The sequence below is a fragment of the Caballeronia sp. LZ016 genome, assembly GCF_031450805.1.
In the GTDB taxonomy this organism is placed as follows: domain Bacteria; phylum Pseudomonadota; class Gammaproteobacteria; order Burkholderiales; family Burkholderiaceae; genus Caballeronia.
On record NZ_JARTVY010000002.1, the window covers coordinates 766817 to 784094 of the forward strand.

13 protein-coding genes are annotated in these 17278 nt (G+C 64.9%); 6 read left to right on the top strand and 7 right to left on the bottom strand.

The features are described 5' to 3' along the window. Nucleotide 1 precedes the first annotated feature (1 nt). A complete protein-coding gene (locus P9220_RS17025) occupies nucleotides 2-2107 on the bottom strand; it encodes a protein kinase domain-containing protein (protein WP_309766182.1) in 2106 nt (701 codons plus the stop codon). Between the two features lie 370 nt (nucleotides 2108-2477). Between P9220_RS17025 and P9220_RS17030 the strand changes: the two genes are divergently transcribed. Genes P9220_RS17030 through P9220_RS17040 form a run of 3 tightly spaced genes read left to right on the top strand, consistent with a single transcriptional unit; the run spans nucleotide 2478 to nucleotide 3453 of the window. Then, nucleotides 2478-2762, top strand: a complete 285-nt coding sequence (locus P9220_RS17030) for a hypothetical protein (protein ID WP_309766183.1) — start codon at nucleotides 2478-2480, stop codon at nucleotides 2760-2762. A 36-nt stretch (nucleotides 2763-2798) separates the two neighbouring features. Further along, nucleotides 2799-3059: a hypothetical protein gene (locus tag P9220_RS17035; protein WP_309766184.1), complete on the top strand. Its 261-nt coding sequence runs from the start codon at nucleotides 2799-2801 to the stop codon at nucleotides 3057-3059. Nucleotides 3060-3063: 4 nt separating this feature from the next. Beyond that, a complete protein-coding gene (locus tag P9220_RS17040) occupies nucleotides 3064-3453 on the top strand; it encodes a hypothetical protein (RefSeq protein ID WP_309766185.1) in 390 nt (129 codons plus the stop codon). 4 nt (nucleotides 3454-3457) lie between these two features. Here P9220_RS17040 and P9220_RS17045 read toward each other — a convergent pair whose 3' ends face one another. Further along, the gene (locus tag P9220_RS17045) at nucleotides 3458-7885 is read right to left on the bottom strand and encodes a DEAD/DEAH box helicase (RefSeq protein ID WP_309766186.1); all 4428 of its coding nucleotides are present in this window, start codon (nucleotides 7883-7885) and stop codon (nucleotides 3458-3460) included. A gap of 141 nt (nucleotides 7886-8026) precedes the next feature. On the opposite strand from P9220_RS17045, the gene P9220_RS17050 reads away from it, so the two are divergent. The 3 genes from P9220_RS17050 to P9220_RS17060 all read left to right on the top strand — a co-directional run bounded on the left by P9220_RS17050 (nucleotide 8027) and on the right by P9220_RS17060 (nucleotide 12969). Then, the gene (locus P9220_RS17050; protein WP_309766187.1) at nucleotides 8027-9325 is read left to right on the top strand and encodes a hypothetical protein; all 1299 of its coding nucleotides are present in this window, start codon (nucleotides 8027-8029) and stop codon (nucleotides 9323-9325) included. Between the two features lie 133 nt (nucleotides 9326-9458). Further along, nucleotides 9459-11858, top strand: a complete 2400-nt coding sequence (locus P9220_RS17055) for a phosphoketolase family protein (protein WP_309766188.1) — start codon at nucleotides 9459-9461, stop codon at nucleotides 11856-11858. 4 nt (nucleotides 11859-11862) lie between these two features. Next, nucleotides 11863-12969: an acetate kinase gene (locus P9220_RS17060; protein WP_309766189.1), complete on the top strand. Its 1107-nt coding sequence runs from the start codon at nucleotides 11863-11865 to the stop codon at nucleotides 12967-12969. A gap of 52 nt (nucleotides 12970-13021) precedes the next feature. On the opposite strand, the gene P9220_RS17065 is transcribed toward P9220_RS17060, so the two are convergent. The 5 genes from P9220_RS17065 to P9220_RS17085 all read right to left on the bottom strand — a co-directional run bounded on the left by P9220_RS17065 (nucleotide 13022) and on the right by P9220_RS17085 (nucleotide 17138). Next, nucleotides 13022-13408, bottom strand: coding sequence for a PaaI family thioesterase (locus tag P9220_RS17065; RefSeq protein ID WP_309766190.1), 387 nt, complete (start codon nucleotides 13406-13408; stop codon nucleotides 13022-13024). Nucleotides 13409-13542: 134 nt separating this feature from the next. Continuing rightward, a complete protein-coding gene (locus P9220_RS17070) occupies nucleotides 13543-13791 on the bottom strand; it encodes a hypothetical protein (RefSeq protein WP_309766191.1) in 249 nt (82 codons plus the stop codon). A 231-nt stretch (nucleotides 13792-14022) separates the two neighbouring features. Beyond that, nucleotides 14023-14229 (bottom strand): hypothetical protein, encoded by a 207-nt coding sequence (locus P9220_RS17075; protein ID WP_309766192.1) that lies wholly within the window; start codon nucleotides 14227-14229, stop codon nucleotides 14023-14025. A 214-nt stretch (nucleotides 14230-14443) separates the two neighbouring features. Further along, on the bottom strand, nucleotides 14444-15616 hold the full coding sequence (locus tag P9220_RS17080) for an FAD-binding oxidoreductase (RefSeq protein WP_309766193.1): 1173 nt from the start codon (nucleotides 15614-15616) through the stop codon (nucleotides 14444-14446). A 22-nt stretch (nucleotides 15617-15638) separates the two neighbouring features. Beyond that, nucleotides 15639-17138: an aldehyde dehydrogenase family protein gene (locus tag P9220_RS17085; RefSeq protein WP_309766194.1), complete on the bottom strand. Its 1500-nt coding sequence runs from the start codon at nucleotides 17136-17138 to the stop codon at nucleotides 15639-15641. Between the last annotated feature and the right edge of the window lie 140 nt (nucleotides 17139-17278).

Consider the following 17278-nt stretch of genomic DNA (forward strand, 5'->3'; position numbering starts at 1 on the left):
GTCATTTCTTCGGCTGCGTCGTGATCTGGAAGATATCGACCAGTACCCGCTCGCGTCCGTAACGGGCCGCGAGCGCCTTCAGGCGTTTGTCTACTGCACGCAAGTACTCGGGCTTCGCTTCGCTGTCGGGGCGTGGCGCGTCGAAGAGCGGCGCGGGCGCCACTGTCAGCACGATCATCTCCGCGCCGAACGGCTTGCCGACGACCCACTCGCCCATCGCTCCGATGGTCGCGCTATAACTCGGCGGCGCCTGGTTGTCGCGCGACCGCCCGTTCGGCAGCAGATGAACGACGCTGCCGTCCAGCATGAAGTAATCGATGTTCACGTAGGAATCGAATGCGGGCGTCATCAGCTCGACGATCAGCGGATCGCCTTCCGTGAGCCGCGTCTGGCTCGATCGCGTATGCACCGACGCCGGACGCCCCGCTTGCCGATTGGCCGTCCAGTACGGCGCGAGCATGGTCAGCAGGTCGCACTTGTCGTCGCTCACTTGCTGCACGCCGAAGTTCGTCGCGCGAACGCCCGCCACGCGCCCGAGCGATTCCTTCAGCCGCGCGAGTCCGTATTTCTCCGACACGAAGCCTTGCACGTCGACGGTCTGATCGTGCACCGACGCAACGAGCGCCGAACACGGCGCGCTCGCGAGCACCGGCGTGACGGCGGCCATGGTGAGCGTCGGCGCGGGCGCGGCCGGAAGCGCCGGCGTGATGGCGGGCTTTTCGGGCGTGGGGATCGGAACCGATGCAGCAGGCGTGGATGCCTCCTGGTGCGTGACAAGCACGTACCCCGCGCCCGCGATCAACACGAGCGCCAACGCGCCGATGGCGAGCTTCGGCGCCGCGATGCGTTTCGTCTTCGCTTGCGCCGGTGCGGCGGGCTGTTCCTCGCTGAGTTCGTCGAGAAACTGCGCGACCGTCGGCGTCCGCTCCTCGCGCTCGAAAGCGAGGGCCGCTTTCAGCGCCTTCCACTGCTTGTTGCCGAGATTGTCGGGACGTTGCGGCTTCATTCCCGCAGACTTCGCCTGCAAGGCGGGCACGCGGTCGAAAGGATGCTTGCCCGTCAACAGCTCGTAGGCGATGCAGCCGAGCGCGTAGATATCGTCGCGCGGGTCCGGCTCGCGATGTTCCAGCATTTCGGGACTTGCGTACGCGGGCGTCAGCGCGCCGAGGCTGCCGGGATCGAAGACCGTGGCTTCGGTGTCTTCCTCGGGCCGCTGGATCACGCGCGCAATGCCGAAGTCAATGACCTTCACTTCCGCCGCATCGGTGACGAACACGTTCGCCGGCTTGAAGTCGCAGTGCACGAAGCCGCGCTCATGCGCGTAGGCGAGCGCGGTGGCCATGCCCTTGAAAATCCGGAACATCTCATGGAACGGCATGCCCTTGAATTTCGGGGACCGAAGTATCTTCGATAGCGGCTGACCGGACAGATATTCCATCGTCAGATAGACGATGGCTCCGTCGCGGTCGAAGTCATACACGGTGACGATGTTGCGATGCGCCAGTTGCTGCGCCTTGCGGGCCTCGCGTTGCAGCGCGATCAGCGATTTCGGATTGCCGCGAAACTGCAGGTTCAGCACCTTGATGGCCACATAAGGACGCCGGTCCGAGGCCTCGAGCTTGCGCAGATCGAGCGCCTTGTACACGGTTCCCATCCCGCCGATGCCAAGGCATTCCTCGAGCACGAAGCGATTGTTCAGCGTATCCCCGACGCCTTTGACCTGATCGGCCTCGGAAAGCACTTGCGTCGCCTGTCCCGATGTCGCGCCGGTCGTGTCGGCGCCCGCGCCAGCGTTGCCCGTCGCGCGCGAGGGCAGCGGCGGCGGCGCATCGGGCGTCACGTGCAGGCGCGTTTCATCGCGGCCTGGCTGATAGGTCGTGCCGGGGTCCGGCGAGCGCATGCGCGCCGTATGCTCGATGCGGCGGCGAATGGCCGAATAGATATCGCGCGGCAAGGGATTCGCCGCGTTTTCCTCGTCGAGGATCTCGATGAGCCGCGCGCCCGGCGTGCGATCGGCGGCCAGTGCGCCATCGACCCCTGCAAAGAACGCGTCGCGCGATCCGCCATCGCCCCGATATGTGCGAAGCGCTTCTCGGAAGCTAGTCATCTGTGCGACTCGTTGCGGCTCCAATCGACCGACAATCTCACTTGTCGTACCAAACAACCGATGCTCGTTCGATACTAGCCCTCGCATGCGGCTTAGGCAAATGGCGTTTTCGATGAAGCGCGGCGTCGCGCACATGTCGTTCGGATACCGACACATCGCGACGGCTGTCGGCCGGGCGACGGCATTGCATGAGACCCGCGATGCGGAGGCGCGCTAGTCCGTTTGCGGCGAACGCCCGCCGTGCAAGGCATACAGCGATGCTTCGCGCCGTGGCATCACGCCTGGCATACGTGATGCATTGAACTGGCCCGAGCAGACATGTTGCTCGAACCACCACCGAACGCGCGACGCGCACCCAAGGAGAACCGCAATGAAGACGCTGACCATCAAGGACCTGCCTGTCACCGAACAACTCGATCGCCGCGCGATGTCGGCCGTGCGGGGCGGCACCGGCTATTTCGTGCCGGTCTTCGACATGTCGAAGGTTTCGCTCTCGTTCAACACGCAACAGATGGTGCAACAGGACCAAAAGACGTTCAACGAAAACGGCGTCAATGTCGCCTTCGCCGACGACATCCACTCGAAGGTCCAGCCGGATCAGAAGGCACGCAACACGAGCAACATCAACATCGGCGGCGGGCTCGCCTGGGCCTGAACCGCAACGACGAAACCCTTCGCGAGGAGCACCACCATGTCGTCCATCATCGTACGGGACCTGTCCCACAGCAAGGAACTCGACTGTCGCGCGATGTCCGCCGTATCCGGCGGGCAAGGCTACGGGCCTTATGCGAACGTCGAAGTGAACGTCGGCATCCTTCAGAATCTCACGCAGATCCAGAAGGTCGACGTCACGGCGCTGAGCAACATCGGCTATGTCGGCGCGGGCGTGTCGCCGCACTTCGACATCAGCCCGATGCAGATCGGCACGCTCAACGCAGGGGTGTCGCTGTGACGCGTTGACACTCGCAGCGGTAGAAGCGTCGGCGGCGAAAGGCTTCGGCCTCTCGCCGCTCTTGGCCGCTTTTGGCCGCTTCTGGCCGCTTCTGGCCGCTGACAGCGGTCCCGGCAAGGAGCCGGCCGGGATTGCCTATACTCGAAGCGAGCGACTCCATTACCAGGAGGAAGCAGTCATGGCCGTCATCAAGATCAGGGATCTCGCGGATAGTGTCGAACTCGACCGGCAGGCAATGACGACGATCGCCGGCGGCGCGCGCGAGGCGGCGCATCCGCTGTTTCGCATACGCGCGTCGAATCCGGGGCGCGTCGTGGATTATCCCGGCGTACCGGTGAAAGACGTGCCGGTGCAGCAACCGGGGCCATTCAAGAACAGGATCGTTTCCCGATGATGCATCAGCCGTGCGCGACGGCGCTCGCACTCACCGAGCGCGCCGTGCGTCTGGCGAGCGCGAGACGCATGCGTTCACGGGTTTCGCCGTCCATGTCGCGGGCATCGGCGAAATAGCGCGTCTTGCCCGCGATGACAGCGCCGACCGGCACGCCATCCCGATACAGCACGCGATTGCCCGCGAGCGCCGGCACCTTTTCGCCGGGCAAGAGCGTGCCGACGAGATTGAGCGGGTCCACGGCGCTCAGCGCGACGAACACGCCGTCCTTCGGCCGCCGCCGCATGTCGCGCAGCAGCGGCACCGCTTCGGCCAACGCGAACTGTTCGCCCGCGAGCCCCGCGACGAAGCGCCCGCCGCGAATCTCGCCGCGCGCCTCCAGCCGATGATAGACGCGCAGCAGATCGCGCCACGGCGGCAGCCATTGCGCCTCGCGCTCCAGCAGCCGCCAGAAGACGACGCCGTACCGGCGCAACAGCGTGCGCGCAACATGCTGGATGTCGCCGCCCTGCTCGGCGGCGTTCGCGCGGCGCAATAACGCCCAGCGCCCGGCGTCGTCCATTCCGCCGATGAAGAGGCCGCCCGCGCGCCCGCGCGATCGGCGCGACAGCGCGTTGCGCTTCGCGGCGGGCGCGAGCAGCGCGCGCAGGCCCGCGAAACTGTCGGCGTTGACGAGACCGAGCGCCACGAGTTCGCCGAGCGCGTCTTCCAGTTCGGTGCGCAGGAGCCGCGTATCGGCGAGCAGTTCGTCGAAGAACATCGCGCCGTGCGCGCTCAGCGCTTCGAAGACGCGCTCGGCACGCGATGACTGTTCCGGCGCTTCATCGCCGGCCATCAGCGCGTTCCACGCCGCAAGCTGGCGACGCGGCAACAGGACGATCGGCGTGCCTCGCACCGGCCCGCCGGTCGCGCGCGAACGCCCGGCCGGCCGCGACCAGACGATCTTTCCCGCGCGGCAGATTTCATCGAGCCAGATGCCCGAATAATCGGCGATGCGTGCAGGCAGAATCTCGTCCTCCCACGCGACGGCGGGCGCCTCGAAGCCTTCCAGTTGTTCGAGCACGGCGGCGAGCGCGTCGCGGCCCTCGCCGTGGGTGTCGGGGGCCACCCGCTGCCATTCGAACAGGAAGCGCATGAAGTCCTGCCGCTCCACGGGTTCGATTTCACGACGCAGCCGCCGCACGGTGTATCGATGGATTCGCGCGAGCAGATGACGCTCGCACCATTGTTCGTCCGCGCCGGGCGTGAAATGCCCGCGCATCACGTAGCCTTCGCTTTCGAGCCGCGTCAGCGCAATCGCAATGGCCGATGCCGGCAGCGCGAGCGGCCGCGCGATTTCCGCCACGGTCAGCGGCCCGAAGCCCGACAGGCGCGCGCGCACGATTTCCACGAGCGCGTCGTCTTCGCTCCACGCAGCGTCGAAGCCGGGCGGCGGCGCAAGGCGCGGATGCATCGGCGCATGAGCATAGACGGCGCGCACGCACGCGAGGCGCTCGACCGGTGTCCACAGCGCGTCGTCGTCGGCGATTCGCAGGCGCGTCGCGCGGCCGGCGCGGGCGAGCGCATCGAGCCACGCGGGCCAGCCATCGCTCGCGGCGGCTTCCGCATCGGTAATGCAGGACAGCCCCGTCAATGCCTCGTGCATTTCATCGGCGCTCGTCACCGACGGCCACGCCTCCCCGCGGACGCTCGCGATCGCTTCGGCATCGAGTGCGCCGAGATCGCCGGTCGATTGCGGATCGGTCCAGCGCCGCGCGAGCACGGCCTGCGTGCGGCGTTCTTCGAGCGGGGCATCGTCCAGGAACGCGTAGGGCCGCGCCGACAGGATTTCGGCGGCGAGCGGCGACGGCGCGGGCAAGTCGCGCGTCACGAGCCGCACCGCGCCTTCCTCGATGCGCCGCAGCAGCGCGAGCCAGGCGTCGCTGTCCATTGCGTCGTGCAGGCAATCGTCGATCGTCTGTTCGACGAGCGGATGCGCCGGCACGTCGCGCTCCCCGACGACGTTTTCCGCGCACGCGACCTGATCCGGAAACACGGCGGCCAGCAGGTCTTCGCTTTTCATTCGCTGCAATTGCGGCGCGACCTTGCGCCCGCCCGCATAACGCGGCAGCGCGAGGGCGTTGGTCGCGTTCCAGCGCCAGCGCACGCCGAAGAGCGGCGCGTCGAGCAGCGCCTGGATCAGCAGATGCTCGGCCGTGGCCGGCTTCAGATAGCGCCACACTTCGTCGAGCGCGAAGCTGTGACTCGCCGTCAGCGACAGCACGATGGCGTCCTCGGTCGCCGCCGCCTGCAGTTCGAAGTTGAAGGTGCGGCAAAAGCGCTTGCGCAACGCGAGACCCCATGCGCGATTCACGCGACTGCCGAACGGCGCATGGATGACGAGCTGCGTGCCGCCGGATTCGTCGAAGAAGCGCTCCATCACGAGCGTGTCCTGCGTCGGCAGCACGGAAAGCGCGGCGCGTGAGCGGGCCAGATAATCGACGATCTGGCGCGCGGCCTCCATGCCGATGCCGGCTTCCTCGGCAAGCCAGGCCGTGGCGGCGTCGGATGCCTGGAAAGCCGCAGGCGCGACCTGCGCCGCTTCGCCGCTCTGCTTCACTCCCGGTCGATTCGCCGCGCCCGCGTCGTCGGCACCGCCAAGCCGCGCGTCGATATTCGCCCGCAAGCGTGCGATCGCGAACGACAGCTCATCGCTGCGCCCCGGCGCTTCCCCGAGCCAGAACGGAATGTTCGGCGGCTGCCCGTTCGCGTTCTCCACGCGCACGCGTCCGCCCTCGACCCGCACGATCCGATACGACGTATTGCCGAGCTGAAAGACATCGCCGGCGAGACTCTCGACCGCGAAATCCTCGTTCACCGTGCCGATCTGCAAGCCCTGCGGCTCCAGCAGCACCGCGAAATCCGCGTTGTCGGGGATGGCGCCGCCCGATGTCACCGCCGTCAGCTTGCCGCCGCGCCGGCCGCGCAGCGTTCGGCTCACCGCATCGCGATGCACATAAGCGCCGCGCACGCCCTGCCGTCCCGTATAGCCTTCGGCGAGCGTCCTGAGCACGGCGTCGTAGCGCGCGCGTTCGAGCGTCGCATACGGATACGCGCGCCGGATGCGCCCGAAGAGCTCGTCCTCGCCCCACTCGCGAAATGCGACTTCGGCGGTGATCTGCTGCGCGAGCACGTCGAGCGGCGCGCGGGGAATCGTCAGCGCATCGAGTTCGCCGCGCCGGACGCAGTCGAGCAGCGCCGCGCATTCGATCAGATCGTCGCGGGAAGTCGGGAACAGCCGCCCTTTCGGCACGCCGCCGACGTGATGCCCCGAGCGCCCCACGCGCTGCAGGAACGCGCCGATCGAGCCAGGCGAGCCGATCTGGCAGACGAGATCGACATCGCCGATATCGATGCCCAGCTCCAGCGACGCCGTCGCGATCAGCACGCGCAGCTCGCCGCGCTTGAGCCGCTGCTCCGCGTCCAGCCGATGCTCCCGCGCGAGGCTGCCGTGATGCGCCGCGACGGCGTCCTTGCCCAGCCGGTCGGTCAGATGCCGCGCCGCGCGCTCGGCCATGCGTCGCGTGTTGACGAAGACGAGCGTCGTCCGGTGCTGCGCCGACAGTTCCGCGAGCCGGTCATAGACGCGCTCCCACATGTCGTTCGACATGATCGCTTCGAGGGGCATCGGCGGCAGTTCGAGCGCGAGATCGCGTGCGCGCACGTGCCCGACATCGACGATTTCGCACGGCTGCCCCTCGCCCGCGAGAAACCGTGCGACGAGCTCGATGGGCTTCTGCGTCGCCGACAAGCCGACGCGCACCGGACGCGCCGCGCCGCGCGCCTCGCAAAGCGCATCGAGGCGTTCGAGGCTCAGGCTCAGGTGCGAGCCGCGCTTCGTTCCGGCAACGGCGTGGATTTCATCGACGATCACCGTGCGCGTGGTCGACAGCATCGCGCGCCCGGAATCGGACGACAGCAGCACGTAGAGCGATTCGGGCGTCGTCACGAGGATATGCGGCGGACGCTTGCGCACGGCGTTGCGTTCCTGCTGGGTCGTGTCGCCGGTACGCACCGCCGCGCGGATTTCCGGCGCGGCCGCGCCGGTCTCCTGCAATTGCTCCGCGATACCCGCAAGGGGTTCCTGCAGGTTGACGCGGATATCGTTCGACAGGGCCTTCAGCGGCGACACATAGACGACGCGCGTCTCGTCCGGAAGCACTCCGCCGCCCGCGATGCCGTCGCGCACCAGCTCGTCCAGCGCCGCGAGAAACGCGGTCAGCGTCTTGCCCGAGCCGGTCGGCGCGGCCACGAGCGTCGAGCGGCGTGCGCGGATCAGCGGCCAGGCGCGCGCCTGGGCGGCGGTCGGCGCCGCGAAATGCGCGCGAAACCAGTTGACGACGGCCGGATGAAAGCCGTCGAGCGCGGTATCGGACAAAGAGGGATCAGGGGTCATCGGAACATTCTAGGGGCGCGCGCGACACGACGCGCAAGCTGCATTCACCGGTGTCCGGCGTGGTTTTAGGAGACTTCCCATCCGAACGGGTCTTATTTGCGGCGATGCTACGCGGTTTCAATCGCTCGCTTCCCGCTTTTCATGATCGTCATCAGCCCCTTTTTCGACCACGCGCCGGGCGCGCTCGCCAATCATCGGCGCTATGCGCGCATGCAGGGGTATCGGCATGTGCAGATCGACATGTCGCACCTGTCCGGCAGCACGCACGAGATCTTGTGGACGTACAAGTACGAAGCGCTGCTGCATGAGTTGAAGCAGGCCGAAGCGGGAGAGATCGTGCTGCTGCTCAGCGAGAACGCGGTGATTCTCGGCTCGACGCCGCTTCCCACGCTGCTCGACGGCCGCGACTGGCTGCTGGCCTGCGCGGAATCGCCGCTTCCTCAGACGGATATTCAGATGTGGCGCAACACCGAGCGCGTTCGCCGCAAGCTGCTGAAGGCTGTCACGCATTGCCGGTTCAGTGTCGAACTTCCCGCCGATGAAGGCGGGCTTTTGTGCGAGTTCGAAGCACTGCCCTCGCGCCACAAGATCGCCGATGCGTGCGTGGTCGTCCCCGCCGCGGCGAACCTGGAAAGCGTGTGGGCGACGTGGAGCACGTTCGCCGTCAGCATTCGCGACGAGAAGCATCACCGGCGTTTTCGTGAGGCGCTGATCACGCATATCAACGAGCGCACGGCGCACGGTCTGCCGCTTCTTTCGTTCCCCGCCACCCCGGCTTGCGATGCGGAGCCGCACAGCGTCTATCAGCCCGGCCAGCCGATCGCGGTCGTCACGCTCTATACGCCGAATGTCGCGCGTTACGGGCGCATCGCGGAGGCCAACTTCAGGCGCTATTGCGAGCTTCACGGCTATACGCTCTACGTGCACCGCGAGATTCCATCGCATCTGAACGACGGCAACACTGCCGGCAACTGGCTGAAGCCGGCGTTGTTGCGCGAGTATCTGCCGCATCACAGGTGGGTGTTCTGGGTCGATGCCGACGTGCTCTTCAACGACATGAGCCGCAACCTCGAATCGATCATGCACGGACACGACGCGCTGTTTGCCCGCGATGTCGGCACCTGGGCCTTTAATTCCGGCATCATGGGCTACAAGCGGACGCAGCAGAACTACGATGCATTTCAGCGCATTCTCGACACCTGCGCGCAACTTCAGGACAAGTCGAGCGTCTATGCCAATCTCGGCGACCAGTATTTCTTCATCCGCGAGTTCGAGCAGCATGCGAGCTTCGACGCGACGCATATCGCGTCCTTCATCGACTGGAATACGCCGTGGACGTATCGGCGTCCGGACAGCTTCATGGTTCATTACATCGGCGCGTGGGAAGATCACAAGGCGCTGCTGATGGACTACGACATCACGCAGGCAGCCATGGAGTGAGCGCACGCATCGCTTTTGTCAAAAACGCGTCGCGGGAACGCAAGTATGATGTTTCGCGACGCTGCTCTCACGCTTCCAGCATCAAGCCGCAAGACCGACGCTCCACTCAACTCTCACCGCAAGGAGATAGCAAGTGAACGACGACGTCCAGGGCAAGACCGCGACCCCGGCACCGCTCTCCGCCGACCTTCTGCGCAATATCGACGCGTACTGGCGCGCGTGCAATTACCTCTCCGTCGGCATGATCTATCTGCGCGCGAATCCGTTGCTGCGCGAACCGCTCAAGCCTGAACACATCAAGCGGCGCCTGCTCGGGCATTGGGGCTCGGACCCCGGTCAATCGTTCGTCTGGGTGCATCTGAACCGGCTCATCAAGCGCGACGACCTCGATGTGCTGTTCGTGTCGGGTCCCGGGCACGGCGCGCCCGCGACGCTCGCCAATTCCTATCTCGAAGGCCATTACTCGGAGATCTATCCCGACCGCAGCTACGACGAACGCGGCATGCTCCGGCTGTTTCGCGCGTTTTCGTCGCCGGGCGGCATCGGTTCGCATTGCACGCCGGAAACGCCCGGGTCCATCCATGAAGGCGGGGAACTGGGCTATAGCCTGTCGCACGCATTCGGCGCGGCTTTCGACAACCCGCAGCTGATCGTCGCGACGATAGTCGGCGATGGCGAAGCCGAGACGGGACCGCTCGCGACATCGTGGCATTCGAACAAGTTTCTCAACCCGGCAACCGATGGCGCCGTGTTGCCGATCCTTCATCTCAACGGCTACAAGATCGCCAATCCGACGGTCCTCGCACGCATTCCGCATGACGAACTGGAAGCGCTGTTCAGGGGCTACGGCTACGAGCCGCATTTCGTCGAAGGCGACGAGCCTGAACGCATGCATCAACTGATGGCCGCGACGCTGGAACGCTGTATCGGCGACATCAGGGCGATTCAGCAAGACGCGCGAGAGAATGTTGGCGATGTCGTGCGTCCGCGCTGGCCGATGATCGTGCTTCGAACTCCGAAAGGATGGACCGGCCCGAAGGAATTCGCGGGCCACAAGGTGGAAGATTTCTGGCGCTCGCATCAGGTGCCCGTGCCCGATCCCGCGACGAATCCCAAGAGCCTCGTCGTGCTCGAAGAATGGATGCGCAGTTACAAGCCCGAAGAACTGTTCGACGACGAAGGGCGGCTCATCGAAAGCCTGCGGCAACTCGCGCCGGACGGCACGCGGCGCATCAGCGCGAATCCGCATGCCAACGGCGGCGTGTTGCGCGAATCGCTCGACATGCCGGACATTCGCGCGTATGCGTTCGAAGTGGAGAAGCCCGGCGCGGTCTATCAATCGCCGACCGCTGTGCTCGCCACGTTCCTGCGCGATGTGATCCGCCGCAACATGAAGACGTTCCGCCTCTTCGGTCCGGATGAAACCGCGAGCAACAAGCTCGATGGCGTCTATGAAGCATCCGGCAAGCGGTGGCTCGCCCAAACGAAGCCCGAAGACGCGGACGGCGGCGCGCTGACGCCCGATGGCCGCGTGATGGAGATGCTCTCCGAGCACACGCTCGAAGGCTGGTTCGAAGGCTACGTGCTGACGGGCCGCCACGGTCTCCTCGCGACCTACGAAGCGTTCGTGCATGTGATCGATTCGATGTTCAACCAGCACGCCAAGTGGCTGGAGAAGGCAAAGAACGAACTGGCGTGGCGTGCGCCCGTGCCATCGATCAATCTGCTCATCACGTCGCTCGTCTGGCGGCAGGACCACAACGGCTTCACGCATCAGGACCCGGGCTTTCTCGATGTCGTCACGAACAAAAGCCCCGGCGTCGTCCGCATTTACCTGCCGCCGGATGCGAACTGTCTGCTGAGCGTCGCGGATCATTGCCTGCGCTCGCATGACTACGTGAACGTGGTCGTCGCGGACAAGCAGCCGCATTTGCAGTATCTCGGCATGCAGGATGCGATCGTGCATTGCGCGAAGGGCATCGGCATATGGGACTGGGCCTCGACGGATCAAGGGCACGAACCCGATGTGGTGATTGCATGCGCCGGCGACATCGCGACGATGGAAGCCCTCGCCGCCGTCGAGATACTGAAGGCGGAATGCCGCGAGCTGAAGATTCGCTTCGTCAATATCGTCGATCTTTTCAGGCTGATGCCGGACACGGATCATCCGCACGGCCTCTCGCATCGCGACTTCGATTCCATCTTCACGCGCGACAAGCCGGTGATTTTCAACTTCCACTCGTATGCATCGCTCGTGCACAAGCTCACGTATAACCGCACGAACCACGCGAACATGCACGTGCACGGCTATCGCGAGCGCGGCAACATCAACACGCCGTTCGAGCTTGCGATCATCAACGGGGTCGATCGATATTCGCTCGCCATCGACGTCATCGATCGCGTGCCGGGCCTCTCGAGCACCGCCGCGCATACGAAGGAGCGCTTGAAAAACCGCATCATCGAGAGCGTGCGTTACGCGCACGAGGAAGGCATCGATCGCGAGGAAATCCGCGACTGGACATGGAAGGGCTGAGGCCATGACACAAGGCATCCTCGTGCTCAACAGCGGCTCGTCGTCGCTGAAGTTCGGCGTGTTCGTCGCGCATGACGGCGACGAAGAAGCATGGCTCACGGGCAGCGCGAAAGGCATCGGACGTGCCAACGGTTCGTTGTCGATGCGCTCGTCGGACGGAGGCATCGACATCGCGCAGGACCATCTGATGGAATCGCAGCACGATGCGTTGCAGCGCGTCGCCGATGCGCTCGCGAGCCACTTGCGCGAGCCGCTTGCGGGTGTGGGGCATCGTGTCGTGCATGGCGGACCGCATGTGCGCGCGCACTGCGAGCTTTCTGCGGACGTGAAGCATGCGTTGCGTGAAGCGGCGCCCTTCGCGCCGTTGCATCTGCCGCAATCGCTCGCGCTTGTCGACGAGGCGCAGCGTATTTTTCCGAGCGTGCCGCACTTTGCATGCTTCGACACGGTGTTTCATCGCACGATGCCCGAGCGTGCGACGCGTTTCGCCTTACCGCCAGAATATGCGGAGCGCGGCGTCTTGCGGTATGGCTTTCACGGGCTCTCGTATGAATCGATCGTCAATACGCTCGGCGCGCAGTTGCCTTCGCGCGTGGTGATCGCGCATCTCGGCTCCGGCGCGAGCCTGTGCGCGCTGAAGGATGGGCGTTCCGTCGATACGTCGATGGGCATGACGCCTACCGGCGGCATTCCGATGGCCACGCGCAGCGGCGATCTGGATCCCGGCGTGCTCATTCATCTGCTGCGCCACGAATCGCTCGATGCCGATGCGCTCGAAGCGCTCGTGAATCGCGCAAGCGGCATGAAGGCGTTATCCGCGTCCGACGACGACATGCAAGCGCTGCTCTCCCGACGCGCTCGCGGCGATGCCGACGCCGCGCTCGCCATCGACGTGTTCTGCATTGCGGTGCGCAAGACGATCGGCGCGTACGCGGCGCTGCTGGGCGGCGTCGATCTGATCGTGTTCAGCGGCGGAATCGGCGAACATGCCGAGCCGATCCGCGCGCAAATTCTCGATGGACTTGGTTTTTTGCATGCCGAGCATCGCGTCATCGCGACGGATGAAGAGAGGCAGATCGCACGCCATTGCCGGCGGATGCTGGCCGGCTAAGTCGGCATCTTGCATGCGGCGTGCAGCGCGTTGCATACCGCGTGCAATCCGCTCATCGTGCGTACTTGAACGTGCCTTGCGCGCTCGCGATCATCAGCCTGCCGTCGACCCATGCTTCGCCGCGCGCGAAGTAGACCGATCTGCCCTGCCGTTCAAGAAAGCCTTTGGCAACGACCTTGTCGCCGATACCGCGATCGAGATAATTCACGGTCAGCGATAACGTGAAGCCGTGAACAGGCGTCGGTTCCGTCGTGAAAAGGCCGGTGTAGCCACAGGCTACGTCGAGCAGCGTCGCGATGGCGCCGCCCTGAAGGATGCGCTGACGGTTCAGATGGCCTGCATGAATGGGCATCGTGAATTCGGCGTAGCCGGCGCGCCATTCGGTCAGCGTCGCGCCGAGTGCTTCGAGGAAAGGATTGTCGAGATCCAGATTCGCCAAGCTGTAGTCTCCCTGCGTCGATGGTCGTGACCTTGCAAGGGATTGTGCCATCGGCCCGCCGCGCTCGCCGCGCCCCTTCGTGCGATGTCAGCGCACGCGGGGCTTCATGTGCAGCGCCATCAGCGCGAGCTTCGTCAGCATTCGACAGTCGACAACACGGCGATTCCCGGCGCGTTGACGCACTCGGCAGGCAATTCGGGCGCAATGGCGAGCACGCTTGTGAGGCAGACGAAAAGCAACACATAGCGGGCGGTGCGCTGCCCGTGCAGGGGCAGCCCGGCGACGAGCATCAGCAGCGCCTTCGCCGTGATGATCGCAGCCCATTGCTCGCTGCTGCTGTGGGCGTGGACTTCCCAGGGAACTTCGATCAGCGACCATGACATGCGGCAGCCGAAGCGGGCGGTGGATAAATGCGGCAGCAATCGCCACCCTACGCGACCACGATAATCGCGCTCAGCGACGCCGTGTTGCGATCAAACGTCGGCAGATTTTGCGGGGAAATGAAATGGAGAGCAATACCGGATAAAGCGTCCACTGCTTCGACTATCAGACAATGCAACTGCGCGCGCCGCTTAATGGCATTGGCGCGCGCAATCGATCACGCAGCAAAACGATTAGTTATATCCGCGAACCACGCAAGACTTTTGTTCCTCTTCGGCTTTCTCGCCTGCGAAACGCCCGCAGATTTCGGCAACATATTCCGGCTCGGCACTGACCTGGCTGGACCGATGCGATGCGTGAGCGGTGGTGTCGCCGGGTGCTTCGGAGTCGTCCATCCATTCTGCAAAACGCGTGTTGGACGTATTCGATCGAGCATCCATCTTTCGCCTCCTTTTTCCTTGACGGTTCCAGAATGCGCCTCTCCGGGCCAACTGGCCCTAGTGGATTTCATCGATGGACGCAGTCCGAACCAGTGCGGATGATATAAAGAATGCGCGTCTGGCGGACGCATCTGCTGATAACGCAACCCGCCTGTCTTGTATCAGCCAGAACAATGCCTGCCATACCGGCAGCACGGTATCTCGCGCAATTCTTTCACACCACGTTTTTCTCCAAGATCGGCTGCCCTTCAATAATGCGCGCCCAGCCGAGCGGCGACAAATCGAGCGTCGTAAATCGTCCGTGCAGAATCAGTTCGCTAATGCCGCGTCCCGTCGCCGGTCCGTGCTGCAAGCCGTGTCCGCTAAAGCCGCTTGCAAAGAAGCAATTGTCGATGCCCGGATGCGCGCCGATGATCGCATTCTGGTCGAGGACGTTGTATTCGTAATAGCCGGACCAGCAATGCTCCACGCGGAGAGCCTCGAATTGCGGCACGCGATGCGCGAGCGTCGGCCAGATGACGTCGTCGAAAAGCGCGTGATCCACTTCATCGAGCGGAAGGTCGTCGGGATCGTTGTCCGCGGCGGGCGACGTTCCGCAAATATAAGTGCGTCCTTCGGGGCGAAAATAAACGCCGGTCGGATCGATGAGAAGCGGACTGTTTTCCAGTTTCGCCGGCGACGACACGTTGAAAATGCTGCGCCGCCGCGCATGAACGGGAATGTCGATGCCGAGCATGGCCGCAGGCGCACGCGACCATGCGCCCGCCGCGTTCACGACGACATCGCACGCATACGCCTCGCCGTTGGACGCGCGCACGCGCGTGGCACGCCGTCCCTCGTGCTCGATATCCACGACTTCCGCCGCGACGTATCGCGCGCCGAGCGACATAGCTTTGCGTCGCAGCGCCTGCACGAGCCCATAGCCGTCGAACCAGCCCTCGCCGCTTTCGCCGAACGCGCCCGCTGCGAGATCGTCGGTGTTCAGCCACGGGAAACGCGTGCGCAAACCGGCCGGATCGAGCAGCGCGATGTCGGCGCCGAGACCGCGTTGCATTGCATGATTCTCGCGCAGCGTCGCTTCGCCGCGAGGCGTCGCGAGAAACAGATAGCCGCCCTCGTGCAGGTCGATGCAAGGACGCTCGCCATCGACTTCCAGCCGCTCGCCGATCGTCCGCAGGAAATCGATGCCAAAGAGCGACATCCGCACGGAAAGCGGCGTCGAAAACTGCTGCCGGATGGATGCCGCCGACAACGCCGACGACGAGCGCGCGTACGTCGGATCGCGCTCGATCACCGTCACCTGCACGGTCGGGTCCGATGCGCGCAGGAAATACGCCACCGAACTGCCGATCACCCCGCCCCCGACGATCACCACTTGAGAAGCCACGCCGCCCCCGTCCCGAAACGCGTCAGCCGAGATTGAAGTCGATGCCCTGCGCGAGCGGCAACGCCGACGAGTAATTGATGGTGTTCGTCGCGCGCCGCATGTACGCCTTCCACGCGTCCGACCCGGACTCGCGCCCGCCGCCCGTTTCCTTTTCGCCGCCGAATGCGCCGCCGATTTCCGCGCCGCTCGGCCCGATGTTGACGTTGGCGATGCCGCAATCGCTGCCCGACGCCGCGAGGAAGCGCTCGGCCTCGCGCAGGTCGGTGGTGAAGACGCACGACGACAAACCGTGCACGGCCGCATTGTTCGCGGCGATGGCTTCGTCGAAATCGGTGTAGCGCATCACGTAGAGAATCGGCGCGAAAGTCTCCTTCAGCACGATGTCGGTTTGCGCGGGCATCTCGACAAGCGCCGGACGCACGTAATAGCCGCCCTCGCCCCCGTCCACCGTCACCCGCTCGCCGCCGAATACCTTGCCGCCCTCGCCCTTCGCCTGTTCGATTGCATCCTGCATGCGAGCGAACGCCTGCACGTCAATGAGCGGGCCCATCAGCACGCCGGATTCGAGCGGATTGCCGACCGGCACCTTCGCGTAGAGATCCTTGAGACGCGCGACGGTCTCGTCGTAGATGCTGTCGTGCACGAAGAGACGCCGCAGCGATGTGCAGCGCTGCCCCGCCGTGCCGACCGCCGAAAAGAGAATGCCGCGCAACGCGAGATCGCGATTGGCCGTCTGGGACACGATGCCCGCGTTGTTGCCGCCGAGTTCGAGAATGGGGCGCCCGAAGCGCCGCGCCACTTCGACGCCCACCGCGCGGCCCATCTCCGTGCTGCCCGTCGCGCTGACGATGTCCGAACGCTTGTCCGCGACAAGCTGCGCGCCGATGTCCCTGTCGCCGATCACGACCGACGCGAGGCCTTCGGGCGCGCTGCCGAATTCGTCGATGGCGTCGCGCAGAATGCGATCGACGGCAAGCGCGGTGAGCGGCGTCTTCTCGGACGGCTTCCACACGACCGCGTTGCCGCAGACGAGCGCGAGCGCCGCATTCCACGACCACACCGCAACCGGAAAATTGAACGCCGAAATGATGGTGCAGACGCCGAGCGGATGCCACGTCTCCGCCATGCGATGCCCCGGGCGCTCGGAAGCGATCGTGAGCCCATATAGCTGCCGCGACAGGCCGACGGCGAAATCGCAGATATCGATCATTTCCTGCACTTCGCCCAGGCCTTCCTGAAGAATCTTGCCCGCTTCGAGCGACACGAGCCGCCCGAGCGCCGCCTTCTTGTCGCGCAGGCGATTGCCGAGCAGCCGCACGAGTTCACCGCGGCGCGGCGCGGGGACGTTGCGCCAGTCAGCGAATGCGGTGCGGGCCTTGGCGAGCGTTGCGTCGACTTGCGCGGACGTGTGACGTTTCACGCGTCCGATGACTTCGCCCGTGATCGGCGATGTTACGGCGATCTCGCCGTCAGCGACTTGGCTGCCGATGCCGAGTTCGGAAAGAATCGATTGAGCATCCACGATGCAATTCCTTTGGAAGCTGATGCGTTGGAGGGCGTCGCGTGTTTCTGATCAGAAACTTTCGCTGTCCGGGTGACTATACGCGTCGTTGCAAGCACTCACAATCCGGCCAATATTCGGGTTTTCGCCAGTCGTCTCGA

Excerpts from the sequence above, each read along its gene's own strand:
- P9220_RS17025 (WP_309766182.1), bottom strand. The coding sequence starts at position 2,107 with ATGACTAGCTTCCGAGAAGCGCTTCGCACATATCGGGGCGATGGCGGA.
- P9220_RS17075 (WP_309766192.1), bottom strand. The coding sequence starts at position 14,229 with ATGGATGCTCGATCGAATACGTCCAACACGCGTTTTGCAGAATGGATG.
- P9220_RS17030 (WP_309766183.1), top strand. The coding sequence starts at position 2,478 with ATGAAGACGCTGACCATCAAGGACCTGCCTGTCACCGAACAACTCGAT.
- P9220_RS17050 (WP_309766187.1), top strand. The coding sequence starts at position 8,027 with ATGATCGTCATCAGCCCCTTTTTCGACCACGCGCCGGGCGCGCTCGCC.
- P9220_RS17045 (WP_309766186.1), bottom strand. The coding sequence starts at position 7,885 with ATGACCCCTGATCCCTCTTTGTCCGATACCGCGCTCGACGGCTTTCAT.
- P9220_RS17060 (WP_309766189.1), top strand. The coding sequence starts at position 11,863 with ATGACACAAGGCATCCTCGTGCTCAACAGCGGCTCGTCGTCGCTGAAG.
- P9220_RS17035 (WP_309766184.1), top strand. The coding sequence starts at position 2,799 with ATGTCGTCCATCATCGTACGGGACCTGTCCCACAGCAAGGAACTCGAC.
- P9220_RS17070 (WP_309766191.1), bottom strand. The coding sequence starts at position 13,791 with ATGTCATGGTCGCTGATCGAAGTTCCCTGGGAAGTCCACGCCCACAGC.